The sequence below is a fragment of the Phyllobacterium sp. OV277 genome (assembly GCF_900104355.1).
Lineage (GTDB): Bacteria > Pseudomonadota > Alphaproteobacteria > Rhizobiales > Rhizobiaceae > Phyllobacterium.
The window spans coordinates 169,644-189,390 of record NZ_FNIY01000002.1; the positions used below are offsets into that span (position 1 = coordinate 169,644).

The following is a 19,747-nucleotide window of genomic DNA, read 5'->3' on the forward strand; positions in this document are numbered from 1 at the left end:
GCTAAACTCTGAGTCGCTTTCTGCGGAACATGCAACGTAAGCGCGTTGCATGGCAAGTCCTTGGGTAGAGATCGAAGGTGCTTAGCGCGAGGCCGCCATGGGCAGATAACTATGGACCAGATCGACGACCTGTTGATCGCGCGCTCTTGCCGTATCACCGCCCATCACCACAGCGACGAGCTGGCGGCCATTGTCATAGACGGAGGTGACAATGTTGAAACCGGAGGCGCGGACATAGCCTGTCTTGATACCGTCAGCGCCATTGAGCTTTGCCAATACACGGTTGTGGCCTTCCACAAGCTTCCCGTTGAACGTGAATTCATGCAGGGCAAAATAGTAATATTGGTTGGGAAAATGCTTGCGCAGTGCCATGCCAAGAAGGGCCATATCCCGGGCCGTGGTGATCTGTGCGGGATCGGGCAGGCCCGATGCGTTGTTGAAGGTGGTTCCCTTCATGCCGAGTTGGCGGGCCTTGGCTGTCATCAACGCAGCAAATTGCGGTTCGGAACCACCGAGCGCTTCGGCAAGAGCGACGGCAACGTCATTAGCAGACTTGATTACGATGGCCTTGATCGCCGTATCTACATCGATCGACTGGCCCGGCTTGAAACCAAGCTTGCTTGGCGCCTGAGACGCGGCATGGGCCGAAACCGGAAGCATTGTATTCTTGGTGAGGCGGCCGGATTCCAGCGCCTCGAAGGTCAGATACAACGTCATCATCTTGGTGAGGGATGCCGGAATGCGGGGCAGATCGGCACTCGCCTGATAGAGCACCGCACCGGTGCTGCTATCCACGACGATCGAAGCGGATTTCTCCGTCATTACGGTTGGGGTCGTCGTCGCTACGGGCTGCAGTGCCGAAGTGGTTGTGCAACCGCTCGCCACACCAACGACCAGAACAAACAATGCCAGGCATTTCGACATCAGTGACAGGGGGTAAAAAACTCGCGGCACGTTCATTTTCCGGTGTCTGATTTCCAAGAGTGCAAACAGGCAGTTTCTAGCGCAGTATCGTTAATAATACGCTGCACCGCCATCCTGTTAGCTGATTTCTTGATCAAGACCAAGCGGTGTTCCCATCACTAAATTGTCGCTGGGCTTCAAGCGGTCAGCACAACCTTGACGCTACGGGACCGGTCCAGAGCCTCAGCGAATGCCGCCGGAGCCTCGCTGAGCGGAAATTCACCCGTCACAAGCCGCAATACATCAATTTCGCCCGAGACAATCAACTCAACCGCTTCATAGAATTCTTCGCCGAAACGGAATGTGCCTTTCAGGTCGATCTCCCTTGCCATAACAGCATTGGCTGGCACGGGAATAGACCCGCCGGGAAGATTGCCGACCTGCACGACCGTACCGCCACGCCGTACGGTGCGTATGGCCGAGGCAAGACCAGCGGCGGTGCCCGAAATTTCAAAGCCAATATCGAAAGGCGTTGCCACAGCCAGTTTGGCAAGCTTCTCCTCGCCTTCTGACAGGTCGAATATCTTGTTAGCGCCGAGTTCAAGCGCGAATTTGAGGGGTGCTGCCGCCAGATCAACCATCGCCACCGATTCAGCTCCCGCATGTTTCAGCGCGAGCAAGGTCAGAAGGCCGATAGGTCCGGCGCCGAAAATAATGGCTGAGTGGCCTTTGACATGCCCGACACGCCGCACCGCGTGAAGACAGACGGCAAGAGGTTCGGCCAGCGCCGCTGCCTGAAACGGAAAATCTTTCGGCACCTTCACGCATTGCGCCGGTGTTGCATCAAAATAACTGGCGAACCCCCCCTGCATATGCGGGGTCTTTGAGGCGGAACCCATGAAGTAGATATTCTCGCACAGATTGGCGCGGCCCTCGTGACAATAGACACAGGTGCCGCACCAGCGCGACGGGTTGACCGCGACGCGGTCGCCAACAGCAAGCCCCGCAACGTCAGACCCGATTTGCGCCACTTCCCCGGCCACCTCATGGCCGAGGATGAGCGGCGATGTCACCACGAAATCGCCGGTTCGTGCGTGGCGGAAATAATGCATATCAGAGCCACAGATGCCACCCGCCCCGAATTTGATGCGCACCATATTGGGCTTCAGTGTCGAGAGCGAACCTTCGACAACACGCAGATCCTCGGGGCCAAAAAGGGTAGCAGCTATGGTATTCATTTGATTAGTCCCAGTTGTGTCGGCAGCCACAGGGTGATCGCCGGTATGAAGGTAATGGCAATAAGGGCGATGAAGAGCGGAACCAGCCAGGGCAGGATTGCCATGGTGGTACGCTCAACCGAAAGCTTGGCAACACGCGACAGCACGAACAACACCATACCGAGCGGCGGATGCAGCAGACCGATCATCAGGTTCAACGTCATGATCAACCCGAAATGCACCGGGTCAATGTCGAATTTGAGGACAAGCGGTAGCAGGATCGGCACCAGAATGGTGATGGCGGCAATTGTATCGAGGAAACAGCCGACAAACAGCATCAGCAGATTGACGAGGATGAGGAACACCCATTTGTTATCGGTGATCGACAGGATTGTCGCTGACAGCAATTGTGCGGCCTGACTGACCGTGAGCAGCCATGCAAATACCGATGCCGCCGTTACGATGAACAGCACCGAAGCCGTTGTTTCAATGGTATCAAAACTCGCCTTGGCAAGGCTTGCCAAAGTCATGGTGCGATAGCGCACAAGGCCAAGAAACAATGACCAGAGCACAGCTGCTACAGCGGCTTCAGTGGGCGTGAACCAGCCCATGGTCATACCGCCGATGAGAATAACCGGGGTCATCAGGGCCATCACGGCGGAGAAGTCAAAATACCAGTCCACCGCCAGCAGAATAAGAAGGGCAATACCAACCGAGGCATTAACGGAAAAGCCCAGAAGCGTCGCGATGTAGATGATAACGGGAATGGAAAAGACGACGAGGATTTCGAGCCCTGCCTCAAGCAGTTGCTTCATCTCGAAGGGCGCGTCCGAACCCCATTTGTAAACATAGGCAAAGACGGCAACCGTCAGCATCATCAACACGGTCATGACAACACCGGGCATGATACCGGCCATGAACAATGCACCAATGGAGACATTGGCCATCATGCCGTAAATCACGAAAGGCAGGGATGGCGGGAAGATTGGCCCGAGCGTTGCCGACGCGGCGGTCACGCCAACGGCTGCCTCGATGGGATAGCCATGGTCTTTCATCGCCTTGATTTCGATGGTGCCGATACCGGCCGCATCGGCAAGCGCCGTACCAGACATGCCGGAGAATACCACGGAACCGATGATATTGACCTGCGCGAGGCCACCCTTCATCCACCCGACAAGCGCGACAGCAAAGGCATAGATGCGGCCTGTGACACCGGCGGAGTTCATCAAATTGCCAGCGAGAATGAAGAAGGGCACGGCGAGCAGCGGAAAACTTTCAACACCGGCAATCATGCGCTGTGCGACGATAATGTCAGGGGCGACGCCGTAGAGAACGAGATAGAGCACCGAGGCCACGGCCATGGAAATGGCAACCGGCACGCCGATAATCATGAGAACAAGAAACGATCCAACAAGAAGCAGCATGGATTAATCCTCTACCTTCTGAAATTCCTCCGGCCGTTCCAGAACGGAATAGCCACGGCGCAAATTGCTGATGAAAACCTGAATGGATCGAAACAGCATCAGGACGAATGCCAGCAGGACGGAATAGAAAACGATATTGCGCGGCAGATCGACAGTGACCATCTGCTCGTCGGCAACAATGTCGACATAGCGCCACATCAACCAGCAGGCATAGACAAAGAAGCCCATGCGCACGAGGTCAACGAAAATGGCGAGTACGCGCGCAAGAGGTGCCGGAATGTAGTGATAGAGCACGTCGACCTGAATATGCCGGGAGACCCGCACGCACATGACGGAACCAAGGAACACGACACCGATCAGGCAGTTGATCGCGATTTCCTCTGTCCAGGCATAACTGTTGTTGAGGACATAACGCGTGAAGAATTGCAGGAAAACGCAGCCGGTCATCAGCCAGAAGATGATCAGCGTCAGCCAATCCTCGATGGCATAATCGGATAAATTGGCGGCCGGTGCCGCATCTTCAAATGAATGCGCCAGTTCCTCGGCGGTCGTCTGGGTATGAACTTCCTTTGTCATGCAATCTCTCCGTTCAAAAACCATGGGGAGAGATGACCGGAGAATTTCCCCGGTCATCGCCAGAAATTATTTGATGGCGCGAATGGCTTCCCAATCGGACTTTTCGTAACCGAAGTCTTCGAACTTCACCTTTTCCATGACATTCTTCTCGAAGTCAGCCTTGTCGACTTCAGTAACGTTCAGACCGCGTTCCTTGAAGCTGGTGACGAGTTGGTTTTCCTTGTCCTCGATGATCTTCGTCGTCTTCTCCGCCGCCTCCTGCATCACATCGCCGAAGATTTTCTTGTCTTCATCCGAAAGGCTGGCCCAACGGGTCTTGGAGATCACCGTGTTGAGGTGATCAACAATGTGGCCGGTCAGAACAATGTTCTTCTGCACCTCGAAAAACTTTTTCGCTTCAATCGTGGTCAGCGGATTTTCCTGCGCTTCAACAGTGCCATTCTGCAAGGCGAGATAGACCTCGGCAAAGGCAATCGGTGTGGTGTTGGCACCGCAGGCGCGCGGCATGGCAAGATAGGCAGGCACATCAGGCACACGGATTTTCAGACCCTGCATATCAGAGCATTTTGCAATCGGCTTGTTCGATGTGGTGTGACGCGTGCCGTAATAGCTGACAGCGGCAATGTGGTTGCCCGTCTTGTCCTCGTAGCCCTTGGCCAGACGCTTGAATATATCACTCTTCGTATAGGCGATCAGATGCTCAGGATTGCGGAAAATATAGGGGAAATAAGTAACGCCAATCGGCTTGAAGTCACGGGCGGCAAAGCTGGAACCGGAAATGATGATATCAACGGTACCGAGCTTCAGGCCCTGATTGATGTCGGCTTCCTTGCCGAGCTGCGAAGCCGGGAAAACGTCGATCTTGTAGCGACCATTGGTGCGCTTGTTGATTTCTTCGGCGGCCCAGACCGATTGCGTGTGGAACGGTTCGGATGTTTCGTAAACATGGGCCCATTTGAGCACCGTTTGCGCCTGTGCCGCTACGGCGGACAAGGCAAGCGCTGCCACAGCGCCCAGAATGGCTGTCAGTTTGATCTTCATGTCTTTCTCCTCCCAGATTGAAATCAGATCGTGTTGCTTCTCTTGGCGCGCCCCTCAGGTTGCCCCCTCTCCGTGTCCGGCTCCTCACCGAAACTTTCGGAAAATCTTGCCTGCGATTGCAGAAGATGAAATTGCATGGCCGCTTTGGCCGCCACAGGATTACCCGCCGCGATGGCATCACGAATGGCGCGGTGTTCGGCGAACGCCTGCTGCCACGACGCCGGACCTTCAAAATAACTGGCGAGCTTTTCGAAATAGGGCGTCATGCGCTGGTCAAACAACTCGCCGACAAAACGGTTCAACGCGGAATTTTCGATGATACCGGCGATTGTCGTGTGAAAATCCCGATCATAACCAATGGATATTTGCGGGCTATGGAAATTACCCGCCATGCGGGTCAGCACCTCATCCAGCGCCGCCACATGGGCTGGTGTAACCATCCGCGCCGCTTCTTCGGCAATGGCGCATTCAATCAATGAGCGGGCGCGCAGAAGTTCGAATGGGCCCTCCAGATCTTCCGGATGAAAGGCACTCCGTCGTGGTCTTTGCTGGATGACATAGATGCCTGAACCCATGCGGATGTGGACAAAACCTTCCACTTCGAGGGCGATCAGGGCTTCACGTATGGTTGGGCGGGAGACCGCAAGCTGTTCAGCCAGTTCGCGCTCGCCGGGCAAGCGTTCGCCAACCGCAAACTCACCCTTTTCGATGAGCGCGCGTATCTGGTCGGCGACCTGCCGGTAGAGCCGGCGTGGCTGGATGGCTGCAAACATGGACCCTCCCCTGTGCGCGCATCCTCCCGATCACACGCACCACTGGTAAATTGGCCTTACCAATATTCAACTGATACATTGATATATATGATAGAGTCAATTGTTCAATTTTGCAGCCAATTTAACCGCCCAAAACCGCCGCACAGGCCTGTGGAAAGGGCATTTGTTACAGTTTGTTGCGCAAAGTGATTGCCGCAGATGCCCCCGAACAGGGTAGAGAGAAAATTAACGGGTCGTAAACGGCCGCATAAAACTGGTGGACAATGGTTTCTGACATTCGATTGCTGCGCCCTCTGGCCTGTCTTGGTCTGGTACTGACCTTGGCTGCCTGCACCACGGGCAACCCGACACTTCCAGTCGCTACAGCATCGATTCCGGTTCCTGCTGCTGCCCCCCGCACCACTGCATTGACGGTAACGGACGCCCCAGTCCAGATGGCCTATGCGGGCCCGGCGGTCAAAACCACAACGATGACGCCGAGCGCAGCTGTCGAAGTGGCTTCGGTTGCGGAACCTGCCAAGTTTTCTGCGCCGGGCACTCCGGTTGACACCCTCATTTCGCAATATTCAGCCGCTTATGCCGTACCTGAATCACTTGTGCGCCGTGTCGTCCACCGTGAAAGCCGTGGCCGCCCGGAAGCGCGTAACGGCAAATATTGGGGCCTGATGCAATTATTGCCGTCCACGGCTCGCGCCATGGGCCACAACGGTACCGCCAAAGACTTGCTCGATGCGGAAACCAACCTCAAATACGGTGTGAAATATCTGGCCGGTGCCTATCGCGTTGCCGACCGCAATCCGGATCAGGCCGTGCGGCTTTATTCGCGAGGCTATTACTATCAGGCCAAGCGCAAGGGTATGCTCGAAGAAACCGGTCTGAAGGGTGGCACGCCTGTCGTGTCGACCCAGATTGCTTCCCTGCCCATGGCTCCGGTTCCAACCATTGCCCAGCAGCAGACAGCCGCAATCATCCAACCCGCCGCAGCCATTGCAATGGCTGATCCGGCGCCTGTCCGTCTCAGCCTCGTTGCCATTCCTGCGGACCGCCCATTCTGAACGGGCTATAAATACGCTAGTTGAATAATTAGCCGATTCATGGCGTTGTGTGCTCAATCGGGGGCACATGAATGTTTCTTTCTATCATTATTTCCATCGTCGCGCTTATTGTTGCGGCAACTGCGCGGCAGCAAATCAGTGTACTGCGCAAGCAGGTTGAGCAATTGCAGCAGCAAATTGCCGGGACACTCCAGCCTGCGCCCATAGGGCGCGAGAATAGTAAAACGGCTCGCCGGTTCCGGGAAGATGAACCCTTAACGACCGTCGTCACACCCCAGCTACCCGCCGCCGAGCCCGTAGGGCCGCCGATGCGAGCAGTAGCCGCCTCCACTCGACTCGACCCCAAAAAGGTCGCCGAGATCATGTCCGGCAAACCCTCAGCTGAGCCGGTTACAGTCAAAGCGACGCCTGCAACCGGTATTCCAGTCGAGCAGCCAAAGAAGAAATCCTATGGCGATTTCGAGCGGTCGCTTGGCCGCAACTGGCCAGTCTGGATCGGCGGTGTCGCGCTTTTCCTCGGCGGTATCTTCGTCGTGCAGTATTCCATTGAAAATGAACTGCTTGGCCCCGGTATCCGGCTTTGCCTCGGCGCTCTTTTTGGCCTGCTGCTCTTGGGCGCGGGTGAATATCTGCGGCGCAAAGAAAAGCCACTCGGCCTTTCTGTTAGCGGCCCTGACTATATTCCCGGTGTTCTGACCGCCGCAGGTTCGGCGGCACTCTTTGCCGTCGTCTATGCCGCCCATGGCATCTATGGCTTTATCGGCACCTCCACTGCCTTTGTTGCGCTCGGAGCTGTTGGCCTTGCGACACTCGCTTTGGCCATCAAACATGGCCCGTGGATTGCCGGGCTTGGCCTTATCGGTTCGTACCTCACTCCGGCTCTGGTGAATTCGCAAGCACCGGCACCCTACAGTTTCATGACCTATCTGTCGGTTGTTACGCTCGTCTCGGTTGTTCTGTCGCGCGCGAAAAACTGGCCACTGATCGGCGGCGGCGCAATCATTCTCGCAGCGCTCTGGGGCGCGGCCTATACGGGTTTCGATCCCCTGCCCAATGGCGGCGCGCTCGGCCTTTTAACGGTCAGCCTGTTGGCTCTATCGGTGTTTAGCCATCTGAAGCCAAGCTACAAACTGTTCGACCGGATAGAGGAGCCCTATTTCGACCCTGTTACCATAGCGGGTGCCGCTGGCGCGGTTCTTCTCGGACTTGGCTATATCTCGCACGATCTTTTCGGACTGGCGTCCTCGCGCTATCTGATCCTTGCAACGATCATCATCGCCGTATCAACACTGGCACCGCTCTTTATACGCCGTGCCTTGCCCTTCCTTGTTCCGGCGGCCCTGCTCTCGCTCGTACCACTCACCCTTCTGGACATGCACCAGTTTTTGGATAGCGGCTTCGACAATTCAGGCCTATCGCTCTACGACCCGATGAAATATCGCAGCTTTGCCATTTTCATTGCGCTTGCTTTCACAGCTATCGGCGTTATTGCGGCAACCGTGCTTGCCCGGCTGCCTGACATCATACGCGGACTTGCCTATGCGGCGTTGGGAACTGCTGTTCCATTCGTCATGATCATCCTGATGATCTACATCTTCGGCAATACACCGGCTTCAACCGAAGAAATATTGACCGTGGCGCTGGCAATCATCGGCTTTGGCGCTGCGACGTGGCTGGCACGCGCATGGAAAGACGACATCAAGCCAATCTCGCCCGCATGGCTGTTTGATGCTGCATCCATCGGCTTTGCCGTTCTTGCGCTATTTGTCGTGTTCGAACCGCAATGGCGTGTTCTGGCCGCCTGCATACTTGCCGTTGTCTACGCGCTCGCCACCCGCATGCGCATGGCGCCGGTGCTGCGCTTTGCTCCGGCAGTCTTTGCGGTCGTCATCATCGGACATATTTTCTTCGATCCAACCATCGTCGGCAGTGACCGCTTGTCGACAACGCCGTTCTTCAACCAGCTTCTGCTCAATTATGGCGGGTTCTTCGCGGCTATGGTGATCGCGCAGATCATCCTCGCCAAGGGGATCAAGGATACGGCCTACCGCCTCGTGCAGGCGCTCGCCGTGTTGGCGGGCTTCGTGCTTATCAATATCCTCGTTCGCCATTGGATGAACGGCGGCACATTGAGCAGCAATGGCGATCTCACATTGAGCGAACAGTCGCTCTACACGCTCATCGCGCTTGGCGGATCACTGTCACTGATGATGCTGAGCAAGGGTGGCCAGGACTGGCTCTATCGCACTGCTGCACTGATTGTTGGCTATGTCGGCATTCTGATTGCCGTGTGTCAGCATTTCATCTTCCTCAATCCGCTGTTTGACGGTTTTGTCGCTGGCGGATTTGTCTTCAACAGCCTGTTTATGGGTTATCTGCTGCCCGGCCTTCTGGCAGCACTTGTTGCGCTCAATGCCTTTGGCGAACCGCAGATAAAACTCTTCGGCTTGCCGCTGGTTATGGCACAGGCGAACCGCCCCAGACATTACGCCATGGCGCTGGCAATCCTCTCGGGCCTCATGCTGTTTACATGGGTCACACTGACTATCCGTCTCTTCTTCCAGGGCAACTATATCAATCTGGGACAGGGTGTGGATTCGCCTGAGATGTTCACCTATTCCGCCGTCTGGCTATTGTTCGGCCTTGGCCTGTTCGGTCTTGGGGCATGGCGGCAGAACAGGCCGTTGCGTCTGATCTCTGCCCCGATCGTCTTTCTTGTCATCGCCAAGGTCTTCCTGCTCGACATGGCAAATCTTGAAGGCATCTTGCGGGCGCTGTCCTTTATTGGCCTCGGCCTCTCGCTTGTTGGTGTGGGGCTGTTCTATCAGCGCATTCTCAATGCGGGGGCGGCAGCTACGCCGCCCACCAATGATGAAAGTGGTGAACAGGCCCGCGCCCCTGACCCACTTTAAGCGTATCGGCGGCAGCCATGGCTGCCGTCAGATAATCCTTTGCCTCGCCGATTGCCGTAGGCAGGTCGTGACCTTTGGCAAGTCCGCTGGCGATGGCCGCTGCAAGCGTGCAACCCGTACCGTGATCGTGAGTTGTTGACAGGCGCGGACCGTCAAAACGCTGTAAGGACGAACCGTCGAAGAGAAGGTCCGTACTCAAGGCACTGTTGCCATGGCCGCCCTTGATCAACACTGCCGCCGGGCCAAGCTTCAACAGCAGTTCGGCTTGCCGTGTCATTGCCTGTTCATCTTGAGCAATGTCCGTGCCGGTCAGGAGCGCGGCCTCAGGCAAATTGGGTGTCAGCACAAGCGCCAGAGGCAAAAGCTGCGTACGAAGCACCTCAATCGCCTCGGGCTGTAACAATGGATCACCCGAGGTTGCAACCATTACCGGATCAAGCACCACCTGGCGTTGCCATCGGTTCAAGGCTTCGGCGATAGCATCGATGGTTTCCACGGTGGAGACCATGCCGATCTTGATCGCACCCACCGCGATATCCGAGAGAACCGCATCAATCTGCGCGCGAATAATGCCCGGGCTTAAATTCTCGATGGCGGTAACGCCGCGTGTGTTCTGCGCCGTGATTGCGGTCAATACGCTTGTTCCATAGACACCAAGCGCCGAGAACGTCTTGAGATCGGCCTGAATACCAGCGCCGCCGCCGCTATCGGAGCCTGCAATCGTCAAGGCAATGGCGGTCATGCCGTCGCCCTCAACGCCTCATCGACAGCATCGCGCAGCACCTGTGCAGCGGCGCGCGGATCAGCCTGCCGGAAGATTGCCGAAATGATCGCAACGCCATCTGCGCCCGCCGCAATGGCTGGAGCCACCTTGCCAAGGTCAATGCCAGCGATAGCACCCACAGGTAGATCCGGCTTTGCTGCCCGGATGAGCGCAGCCAGCCGGGCAAAGCCGTCAAAGCCAATCGGCCCATCCGGATTGTGCTTGGCTGGAGTTTCGAACAGGCCGCCCACGCAGGCGTAGTCGATATCAGCGACTATGGCCGCTTGCGCATCCGCTTCGTTCTTCACCGTCAGACCAATGATGGCATCAGGACCAAGCAGCTTTCGTGCATCACTGACCAGCATGTCCTCACGCCCGACATGCACACCGTCAACACCAGCCACCAGAGCAACATCAATGCGGTCATTGACGAGCAACGGCACACCAGTGCCTTTCAACGCCGCATGGATAGCCCGCGCGCGCTCCACCATCACCCGGGTCGGTGAGTTCTTATCGCGATACTGGATAATGGTCGCGCCGCCGCGCGCGGCCTGCAGCGCCAGTTGCCCTAAATCCTTGTCACCACCGATTGCATCAACATCGACAATGGCATTCAAACGAAAATCTACTTTTGGCATGATTGTTCCTCCTCTATGAAACGTTTCACCGCAGTTCAACGGCCAGATCATCAACTTTGGGTACGGATTTGATCAGTCCGGCATCGTGCATGAACACACCGAGCCGTTCATAACGGCTACGGTCGAGCGCAGCGGGACGCTTGGCAAAACGCGGCAAAGTATCGGTCCATGCCTTCAGGTTCAGCGGGTTATCGAGGTCGGGATAGGCCTTGATGAACAGCGCCCAGGATTCATCCGGGTGATTGGTCAGATAAACCGCGCCCTTCTCCACCGCTTCGATGAAACGTTTCATCCTGCTGTCTCCGGCAAGGTCAGGGTGCGTCAGGAAGATCAGTTCATCATAGACAGGAACACCGTGCTCCTCCGGAAAGAACGCCGTTCCCTTATGGCCTTCCTGCGCCATTTGGGTGAGTTCAAAATTCCTGTAACCACCAACCGTCGCATCCACCTGTTTGGCGATGAGCGATGATGAAAGGGCGAAATTGACATTGATCAGTTCGACATCATCGGCTTTCAGGCCTTCCGATTTCAGCATGGCGCCGAGCATGGCATCTTCAAAGCCCGCCACGGAAAAGCCCACCTTTTTGCCCTTCAAATCCTTCAGGCTTTTGATCGGACCATCGGCCAGCACCGTCACCGTATTGAGCGGGGTTTCCACCAAGGTGCCAAAGCGCACCAGCGGCAGACCCTCATCATGGCTGAGGTAGAGATTGGGCTGATAGCCGATGGCAATATCAGCCTGTTTCGCCGCGACAAGACGCGGTGGCGCCGCCGGATCAGCCGGGGGGATCAGATCGACATCAAGACCGGCCTCACTGAAAAAACCCTTTTCGCGAGCGACAACCAGCGGTGCATGGTCAGGGTTGACGAACCATTCGAGAAGAACAGACAGCTTGTCCGCCGCCATCGCCTGTGATGGCAGGAAAGGCAAAGCGGTTAAGAGGGCAAAGGCAAACGCACAGCGGCGAAACATGGATATTCCTTTATTGATGGGACGAACGAAAATTCTGATCATGACACCTGCATCCAAGGGGTGAGGCGCGCGGCGAAAGCATCGACGAGAAAACGCAGGACAATAGTCAGAACCGCGAGAATGATGAGGGCGGCAAACAGCGTATCGGTCTGCATACGGGCATTGGCCTGAAGCATGACAAAGCCAAGCCCACGCGAGGCACCAACCCATTCGCCAATCACCGCACCAATAGGCGCAAAGACCGCCGCAACGCGCAGGCCTGAGCCGAGACCGGGCAAGGCGCTGGGAACGCGGATTCGAAACAAGGTCGCCAGCGGCGTTGCCTGTGTCAGGGCTGCCGCATCCAGCAAATCCTGATTGGTGCGGCGCAGCGCATCGGCAAAGGCGGAGGCCACGGGAAAGAAGATAATGAGGCTCGCCATGACCACTTTCGAGGCAAGGCCAAAGCCGAACCAGAGAACCAGAAGCGGCGCGATGGCAAAGACAGGAAGTGCCTGCAAAACAAGCAGGAGCGGCCAGACGATCTGACCGAAACCCGGCAAACCAGCAACGAGAAGTGCGGTCAGGATTCCGGCAACAGCACCAAAGAACAATCCGAGCAGAATTTCGAGCACGGTGATGGCGGCATTGGTCAGGAGATAGTGGCGCTGTTCGATCAAGGCGACAATAACTGAGCCGGGACCCGGCAGGATAAAGCGCGGCGGCTGCAAGGCCCAGATAGCCAACTGCCAGCACAGAAGCACAGCCAGCAAAGCGCCAGTGATGCGGACAAGCATGCCCATGACGGCGATCACATCGTCACAGAAATGATGATTGCGATATCAGGGTAAACGGCATCTGCAGGACTCCATCAAAAGCGTGGAGATCCGGATATGTGCGAAGACAAGGCAGAGTGCGTGGAGAGTGCTCAATTCCCGTTCCTACGCCGGCATAACCCGGATCAGGTTCAAGGGTCCAGCTCGACGCTATCTCAGCACTGTACAGTGCCCCCCTCGGAATAAAGTCATGATGGAGCGGCGCAAGAGCAAAGTCAATCGCGCCGCTTTTGTGCTGATGATTACTGGGTCAGGCGAATTTGTGAGTAATCGAATGCGCACCCGGTTGTCAGCGTATACTCGAAATCCGGTGTGCCCCCACCGCCATCTTCCCAACCGTGTTTTTTTACCGAACCATCGCAGTTCATAAGTTTGTCCATAATCACCGGAGTGTCGCTATCTTTCGGCACAGTGGATTGACCGCCGCCCTCAACGAACCGCCAGGCATCACGCGCTCTGTTGCTTTTGACCAAGAAAGCATAGGTCGTATCATTGCCATAGAATTTATTCTCGTTGTCAAAGTTTAGATTGTTTGGAACTGGCGTGATCTGGTATTTGGGATCATCGACCATGCCAGGATTCTTAGGGTCGTTGGATTTTACCTTGGGGGCATCCACACAATTCCTGCCCGAAGGCTTCATTCCAATAGCGCAGCCGTCTTTCTTGACGATCATGGTAAAATAAAACGACTTGTATGTGCCCAAGTCAAAGGTCAGCGGCGTTGATCCCACTGCGGGATTGGATGTCCCTGTGTTGTTGATGTATTTGTATTCGATAGAGCCGACTTGTTTCTCAGCGCCATCGGCTCCAACAACAATAATGGAAATTTTCTTGTAATAAATTCCTTTTACGTTCGTGACTTTTATTGTTGCTTGCTTTGGCGTCAACGCCCCTGAAGCTGTCGAAGTGGTTCCGATATCCATCGAATTTTGGCTCAACACCTGCATGAATGTCGTCTTCATCGGCCTCGCGAGTGAAAGCTTGATCCGTGCAGGGACATCGTCAGTAACCGACACGTCGTAGGTAGCGCCACTAGCGTCAAAGCCTGGAAGGTTAGCGCGCAAACTTTGTTGAATGCGGGCCTTCACATCGGGTAAATTGCTGCCGTTGTAAGTTGAGGCGCCCCACAAAACCGCGGCATCTGCTGCATTCTGCAGTTCCGCGTGATCACTGCTTGCACGGGTATAATCCACGGCCAATCCTGTCACGCCGAGAAGCGGAACAAGCAATAGTCCAAACGTCAATGCAGTTGCGCCGCTGGTATCTTTAAGAAAATCTCTGAATTTTTTCATAGCCCGCTCCGGTGTTGGGCGGACCATGGATGAAATGGCGTAAATACGCCTTTAGGAAATTCGTTCAGATTGTCACGATCTGCGGCAAGTCTCAGCGTATGGTAAAAATCCGGTGAAACAGACCCTATGCGGCGGGTATATCCGGCCGCACAAAACCCTCGCTGGCGACAAGCAGATTGCGCGTATAGGCCTGCGTGACCTTGTGCGCCGCAAGATCATCAGCTGAAAGGCGCTCCACTTCCGCGCCGTTCTGCATCACCATCAGCCGGTCGCACATATGGGTCACAACTGCCAGATCATGGCTGACCATGAGGAATGTCAATTTGCGGTCGCGGCGGATCTGTTCGAGCAGGTTTAGCACCTCTGCCTGCACCGAGGCATCAAGCGCCGATGTCGGTTCATCCAAAAGCAGGATCGATGGTTCAAGGATCAGGGCGCGCGCAATAGCCACGCGCTGGCGCTGGCCGCCGGATAGCTGATGCGAATAGCGAAAGCGGAAGCTCGATCCAAGTCCCACCTCGTCAAGCGCGCGCAGGATACGTTTTTCAATATCGGCAAAGCCATGCACAGCCAGCGGCTCCAGCAAAAGCCGGTCGACGGTCTGGCGCGGATGCAGAGAACCATAGGGGTCCTGAAACACCATCTGCACTTCCCGGTAAAATGCCTTGGTGCGGCTCTTGCCGAGAAGCTTGCCGTTAACGGTGATTGATCCGCGTGTCGTTGGGGCCAGTCCTGCAATGGCACGCAGCAATGTCGACTTGCCTGAACCGGATTCGCCCACAAGCCCGAAGGATTCACCCGGCATCACGTCAAGACTGACGCCGCGAAGCGCGCGGAAGCGGTCGAATGTCACTTCAAGTTTATCGACGACAAGCGCTTTGGAAGGAGATGTAGTCATGCGGCCCACTCCGGCTTGCGATCAAGGACGGGGAGCGGATGGGTATCGGCACCAATCTTGGGCATGCAGTTCAAAAGACCTTGCGTATAGGGATGTTTGGCATTGTGCAGGTCCTTGGCGGCAATCTCCTCGACGATCCGTCCGGCATACATGACAATGACCCGGTCGCAGAAGGAGGATACCAGCCGCAAATCATGCGAAATGAAGATCAGCCCCATGCCGCGGTCCCGCACCAGATTGTCGAGGATGGCAAGAACGTCGAGCTGGACGGTGACATCAAGCGCCGAGGTCGGCTCGTCTGCGATCAGCAATTCAGGCCCGGTGATCAGCATCATGGCAATCATGGCCCGCTGCCCCATACCGCCTGATACTTCGTGCGGGTGCAGATCAAAAACCCGCTCAGGGTCGCGAATCTGCACGGCGGCAAGCATATCGAGCGCCCGCTTGCGCGCTTCTGACCGGCTGACCTTTTCGTGGGTGCGCAGGGTTTCGACAATCTGCCGTCCGATGCTCATCACCGGATTGAGCGAATATTTCGGGTCCTGCAGGATCATGGCAATGCGATTGCCGCGCAGCGACCGCCGTTCGGCTGCTGAAACTTTCAGAAGATCGATCCCGTCGAAATTCAACGTCTCCGCCGTGATTTTCGCATGAGACGGTGTCAGCCCCATAATGGCACGCCCGGTCTGGGATTTGCCAGAACCGGATTCACCGACGATACCAAGACGTTCACGGCCAAGGGTAAAGGAGACGCCACGCACGGCATCGACCACCCCGGTGCGGGTTGGAAACTGAACCCGCAGATCGTTCACGGTCAAAAGGGTGCTCATTGGTTGTTACCCCGCGGATCAAGCGCATCACGCAGGCCATCGCCCAGCAGGTTGAAGCCAAGGCTGACGATGACAATGGCAAAGCCGGGTGCTGCCGCAACCCACCATTGATCCATGATGAAGCGACGGCCCGAAGCGATCATCGCACCCCATTCCGGCAGTGGCGGCTGAGCGCCGAGACCGAGAAAGCCAAGACCGGCTGCAATCAGGATGATGCCAGCCATATCAAGTGTCACACGCACGATGAGCGAGGACAGGCAGAGCGGCATGATGTGGCGCAGGACAATCCGAAAGGGCGATGCACCCATCAGGCGCACGGCTGCAATATAGTCGGAGTTGCGTATGGTGAGCGTCTCGGCTCTGGCAATACGGGCATAGGGTGGCCACGAGGTGACGGCGATGGCCAAGACCGCATTCTCAATGCCGGGTCCCAGGGCTGCGACCAGCGCCAGCGCCAGAATGAGCTTTGGAAAGGCAAGGAAAATATCCGTCAGGCGCATCAGGATCGAATCCACCCAGCCACCCGCATAACCGGCGACAGTGCCGACGATCAGGCCGATAGGTGCCGCGATGATAGCGACGAGAATCACCACATAGAGTGTCAGGCGCGAGCCATAGATCAGGCGCGAGAGAATATCGCGGCCCTGATCATCAGTACCAAGCCAATAGTCACCACCGGGCGGCAACAGGCGCGCATTGCGCAAATCGCCAATGACAGGCGAATGCGGTGCGAGAACATTGGCCAGGGCGGCCACCAGCAACAGCGCGATGATGATGGCAAGACCGGCAAGGGCGAGCCGGTTGCTGGCAAAGCGGCCCCACACCAGATAGGCGCGCCCAAGCCTTGCCTGCAGGCGCGATTGCGGACGGTCGCTCATCAGCCATTCACGGCGGGACATGGGTTGTGGTGTCTTGATTGTCTGGCTCATCGTGCACGCGTCCGTGGGTCAAGCACCCGATACAAAAGATCGGACAGAAGATTGATGGCGATGAACACTGTACCGATGACGATGGTGCCACCAAGCACAGCGTTCATATCGGCGTTTTGCAGGGAGTTGGTGATGTACATGCCGAGACCCGGCCATGAAAAGACTGTTTCAGTCAGGACTGATCCCTCAAGCAAATTGGCGTAGGACAGGGCAATGACCGTCACCAGTGGCACCGCCGCATTGCGCAGCGCATGGGCCCAGATGATACGGGTTTCGGACAGGCCCTTGGCACGGGCGGCTACGATATATTCCTGTTCCAGTTCATTCAGCATAAAACTGCGGGTCATGCGGCTGATATAGGCAAGCGAGAAATAACCGAGCAGCGAGGCGGGCAGGATGATGAAGGAGAAGATATTCCGGAAGGCTTCCCAATTGCCCTGCAGCACGGCGTCAAGGAGATAGAAGCCTGTTATGGGCGTGAAAGTATATTCATAGATGACATCAATACGGCCGGGGCCAGAGGTCCAGCCGAGTTTTGCATAGAACACCAGAAGCGCCAGCAGCCCAAGCCAGAAGATTGGCATGGAATAGCCGATCAGACCGATAAGACGCACGATCTGGTCAACAAGGCTACCGCGCTTGACAGCGGCGAGCACACCAAGCGGTACGCCGAAAAGCGTGCCTATGAGTGTACCGAAAGTGGCAAGTTCCATCGTCGCGGGAAATACCCTGCGGATGTCGGTCATCACAGGATTGGACGTTAAAACCGAATTGCCGAAATTGCCCTGCAATGCGCCTTTCACGTAAAGGATGAACTGCTGATAGATCGGCAGGTTCAACCCATATTCTTCCCGGATACGTTCGACCACATGGGCCGGGGCTCGATCACCAACGATCGCCAAGGCGGGGTCAATGGGAATGACCCGCCCGATGAAGAACGTGACGGCAAGAAGGCCAAGGAAGGTGATTGCACCGATCAGCACAAAACGGCCAATGGCAAGGGCAAGGCTGGAGACCCAGGCGCCTGAGCGCCTGGCCTCCAGTTGGGTATCGGTCGTTGTCATCGTTTCAGCCTTGGGCGTTTGCCCCAGTTCATTTCGATACGTTGAAGACGTAGTTGGTATCGAATGATGGTCCAAGCTTAAGGCCCTTGAGGGTTGAGCGGTAACCAGCAACTTCCGTCTGCTGGAACAACATCACAAACGGGCTTGTTTCAAGAACCTTCTTCTGCAGATCCACGTAGATCTGCGCACGTTTGGCCGTGTCGCGTTCAAGCAAAGCGGCCTTGGTTTCCTTGGTCAACTCAGGCACGTCCCAGGCATTGCGCCATGCGAGCGTCTTGTTGGTGCCCGTATCGGCATTATCAGGATTGCTGGTGAAGGTTTCCGCATTGGAATTCGGGTCCCAGTAATCAACGCCCCACTGGCCGATATAGATGTCGTGCGTGCGGGCACGGAATTTTGTCAGGGTCTGCTTGCCGTCGCCGGGGATAATCTCCAGCTTGACGCCGCCCTGTGCAAACGTCTGCTGTACGGATTCGGCAATGCCCGTTACCGGCTGGCCGTTACGCACATCCATTGTCACCGAGAAGCCGTCCTTCAGACCTGCCTTATCAAGAAGCTCCTTGGCCTTTGCCACGTTGAGCGAATAGGGCTTTTCATCCAGTTCGCCCAGAATGCCTTTCGGCAGGAACGTCTGGTGGATTTCGCCGATACCCTTGATCAGCTTTTCGCCGATGGCATCGTAATCAACGAGATACTTCAGCGCTTCGCGCACCTCCGGCTTGGCCAGATTGGCGTTCTTCTGGTTAAGACTGAAATAATAGATCGTGCCCTTTGGCGCACTTGTCGTCTTGATGTCGCTGTTCTTCACAACCTGTTCCAGATCGTTCGGTTCCAGATTGCGGGCAACATCAATATCGCCTTTCTCCAGAAGCAGGCGCTGCGTCGCGCTTTCCTTCACATGGCGATAGATAACGCGGTTGAGTATCGACTTGGTGCCGTAATAATTGTCATTGCGTTCCAGAACGAGGATTTCATTGGCACGCCAGTCGCGGATTTTCATCGGACCGGACCCGGCATAGTTGGTCTTCATCCAGGCATTGCCGTAATCATTGTCGACGATGTGCTGGGAGACGAGCTTCTTGTCGACAACCGAGGCGACCGTTGCGGTCAGACAGTTGAGCACAAAGCTTGGCGCATAGGGCTGATCAACGGTGAAGACGAACGTGTTCGGGTCTGTCGCCTTGGCCTTTTCGGTCACATTGTCAGGCTTCAGGCCAAACTGGGTGAGAATGAACGCCGGGCTCTTGTCGATCTTGATGGCGCGCTCGAAGGAATAGGCAACGTCTTCGGCAGTCAACGGGTTGCCGGAGGCGAATTTGAGGCCCTGCTTCAGCTTGAACGTATAGGTCAGGCCATCATCAGAAACCGTCCAGCTTTCGGCAATATCGGGGATAATCTTGGAAGGATCGTTGATATCGAGACGAACCAGCTTGTCATAGGTATTGCCGTTGATCTCACCCATGGTGAGCTCGAATGCTTCGCCCGGATCAAGCGTGATGACATCATCAATCGCCCACGCTTCGACAAGCGTGTCCGCCGGTGTTGCCGCCCACGCAGGCACGCCCGACACAATAAGCGCTGACAGCGCCGCGCTGCCGACGAGCAGTCGGAATTTTGCGTTTATCTGATTGATCAACATTATGA

At 56.1% G+C, this 19,747-nt stretch carries 18 protein-coding genes and 1 riboswitch; of the genes, 2 read left to right on the plus strand and 16 right to left on the minus strand.

Features of this window, described 5'->3' with window-relative positions:
• Positions 1-81: 81 nt before the first annotated feature.
• The 6 genes from BLU05_RS06785 to BLU05_RS06810 all read right to left on the minus strand — a co-directional run bounded on the left by BLU05_RS06785 (position 82) and on the right by BLU05_RS06810 (position 5,934).
• Complete coding sequence (locus tag BLU05_RS06785; protein ID WP_091878777.1) at positions 82-960, minus strand: D-alanyl-D-alanine carboxypeptidase family protein; 879 nt, start codon at positions 958-960, stop codon at positions 82-84.
• A 140-nt stretch (positions 961-1,100) separates the two neighbouring features.
• Positions 1,101-2,141 carry an L-idonate 5-dehydrogenase gene (locus BLU05_RS06790; RefSeq protein ID WP_091878779.1) on the minus strand — a complete coding sequence of 347 codons (1,041 nt, stop codon included), beginning with the start codon at positions 2,139-2,141 and terminating at the stop codon, positions 1,101-1,103.
• A complete protein-coding gene (locus BLU05_RS06795) occupies positions 2,138-3,544 on the minus strand; it encodes a TRAP transporter large permease (protein WP_091878780.1) in 1,407 nt (468 codons plus the stop codon). The genes BLU05_RS06790 and BLU05_RS06795 overlap by 4 nt, the downstream gene beginning before the upstream one ends.
• A gap of 3 nt (positions 3,545-3,547) precedes the next feature.
• Positions 3,548-4,120: a TRAP transporter small permease gene (locus tag BLU05_RS06800; protein ID WP_091878782.1), complete on the minus strand. Its 573-nt coding sequence runs from the start codon at positions 4,118-4,120 to the stop codon at positions 3,548-3,550.
• A gap of 66 nt (positions 4,121-4,186) precedes the next feature.
• The gene (locus tag BLU05_RS06805; protein WP_091878783.1) at positions 4,187-5,161 is read right to left on the minus strand and encodes a sialic acid TRAP transporter substrate-binding protein SiaP; all 975 of its coding nucleotides are present in this window, start codon (positions 5,159-5,161) and stop codon (positions 4,187-4,189) included.
• Positions 5,162-5,184: 23 nt separating this feature from the next.
• Positions 5,185-5,934 carry a FadR/GntR family transcriptional regulator gene (locus BLU05_RS06810; protein ID WP_091878785.1) on the minus strand — a complete coding sequence of 250 codons (750 nt, stop codon included), beginning with the start codon at positions 5,932-5,934 and terminating at the stop codon, positions 5,185-5,187.
• A gap of 263 nt (positions 5,935-6,197) precedes the next feature.
• Between BLU05_RS06810 and BLU05_RS26605 the strand changes: the two genes are divergently transcribed.
• Both BLU05_RS26605 and BLU05_RS06820 read left to right on the plus strand, forming a co-directional pair.
• Positions 6,198-6,989, plus strand: a complete 792-nt coding sequence (locus tag BLU05_RS26605; RefSeq protein ID WP_091878786.1) for a lytic transglycosylase domain-containing protein — start codon at positions 6,198-6,200, stop codon at positions 6,987-6,989.
• A 71-nt stretch (positions 6,990-7,060) separates the two neighbouring features.
• Positions 7,061-9,901, plus strand: a complete 2,841-nt coding sequence (locus BLU05_RS06820) for a DUF2339 domain-containing protein (protein WP_091878788.1) — start codon at positions 7,061-7,063, stop codon at positions 9,899-9,901.
• Here the strand turns inward: BLU05_RS06820 and thiD are convergent.
• The 10 genes from thiD to BLU05_RS06870 form a co-directional block, all read right to left on the minus strand.
• Positions 9,843-10,643 (minus strand): bifunctional hydroxymethylpyrimidine kinase/phosphomethylpyrimidine kinase, encoded by an 801-nt coding sequence (gene thiD / locus BLU05_RS06825; protein ID WP_091878789.1) that lies wholly within the window; start codon positions 10,641-10,643, stop codon positions 9,843-9,845. The two genes, BLU05_RS06820 and thiD, sit on opposite strands and share 59 nt — an antisense overlap.
• Positions 10,640-11,302 carry a thiamine phosphate synthase gene (thiE, locus tag BLU05_RS06830; RefSeq protein WP_091878791.1) on the minus strand — a complete coding sequence of 221 codons (663 nt, stop codon included), beginning with the start codon at positions 11,300-11,302 and terminating at the stop codon, positions 10,640-10,642. Before thiE ends, thiD begins: the two co-directional genes overlap by 4 nt.
• Before the next feature lie 25 nt (positions 11,303-11,327).
• Complete coding sequence (locus BLU05_RS06835) at positions 11,328-12,275, minus strand: ABC transporter substrate-binding protein (protein WP_091880122.1); 948 nt, start codon at positions 12,273-12,275, stop codon at positions 11,328-11,330.
• Between the two features lie 38 nt (positions 12,276-12,313).
• Positions 12,314-13,057 carry an ABC transporter permease gene (locus tag BLU05_RS06840; RefSeq protein WP_244518223.1) on the minus strand — a complete coding sequence of 248 codons (744 nt, stop codon included), beginning with the start codon at positions 13,055-13,057 and terminating at the stop codon, positions 12,314-12,316.
• Positions 13,058-13,175: 118 nt separating this feature from the next.
• Positions 13,176-13,278, minus strand: a riboswitch (TPP riboswitch).
• Positions 13,279-13,332: 54 nt separating this feature from the next.
• Positions 13,333-14,382, minus strand: a complete 1,050-nt coding sequence (locus BLU05_RS06845; protein ID WP_175540541.1) for a TadE/TadG family type IV pilus assembly protein — start codon at positions 14,380-14,382, stop codon at positions 13,333-13,335.
• Between the two features lie 124 nt (positions 14,383-14,506).
• Entirely contained in the window at positions 14,507-15,280 is a 774-nt protein-coding gene (locus BLU05_RS06850) for an ABC transporter ATP-binding protein (RefSeq protein ID WP_091878794.1), read from the minus strand.
• Positions 15,277-16,110, minus strand: a complete 834-nt coding sequence (locus BLU05_RS06855; protein WP_091878795.1) for an ABC transporter ATP-binding protein — start codon at positions 16,108-16,110, stop codon at positions 15,277-15,279. The genes BLU05_RS06850 and BLU05_RS06855 overlap by 4 nt, the downstream gene beginning before the upstream one ends.
• The gene (gene nikC / locus BLU05_RS06860) at positions 16,107-17,039 is read right to left on the minus strand and encodes a nickel transporter permease (RefSeq protein WP_091878797.1); all 933 of its coding nucleotides are present in this window, start codon (positions 17,037-17,039) and stop codon (positions 16,107-16,109) included. The genes BLU05_RS06855 and nikC overlap by 4 nt, the downstream gene beginning before the upstream one ends.
• Positions 17,036-18,103 carry an ABC transporter permease gene (locus BLU05_RS06865; RefSeq protein ID WP_091878798.1) on the minus strand — a complete coding sequence of 356 codons (1,068 nt, stop codon included), beginning with the start codon at positions 18,101-18,103 and terminating at the stop codon, positions 17,036-17,038. Before BLU05_RS06865 ends, nikC begins: the two co-directional genes overlap by 4 nt.
• A gap of 28 nt (positions 18,104-18,131) precedes the next feature.
• Positions 18,132-19,739 (minus strand): ABC transporter substrate-binding protein, encoded by a 1,608-nt coding sequence (locus BLU05_RS06870; protein ID WP_091880125.1) that lies wholly within the window; start codon positions 19,737-19,739, stop codon positions 18,132-18,134.
• Positions 19,740-19,747 lie beyond the last annotated feature (8 nt).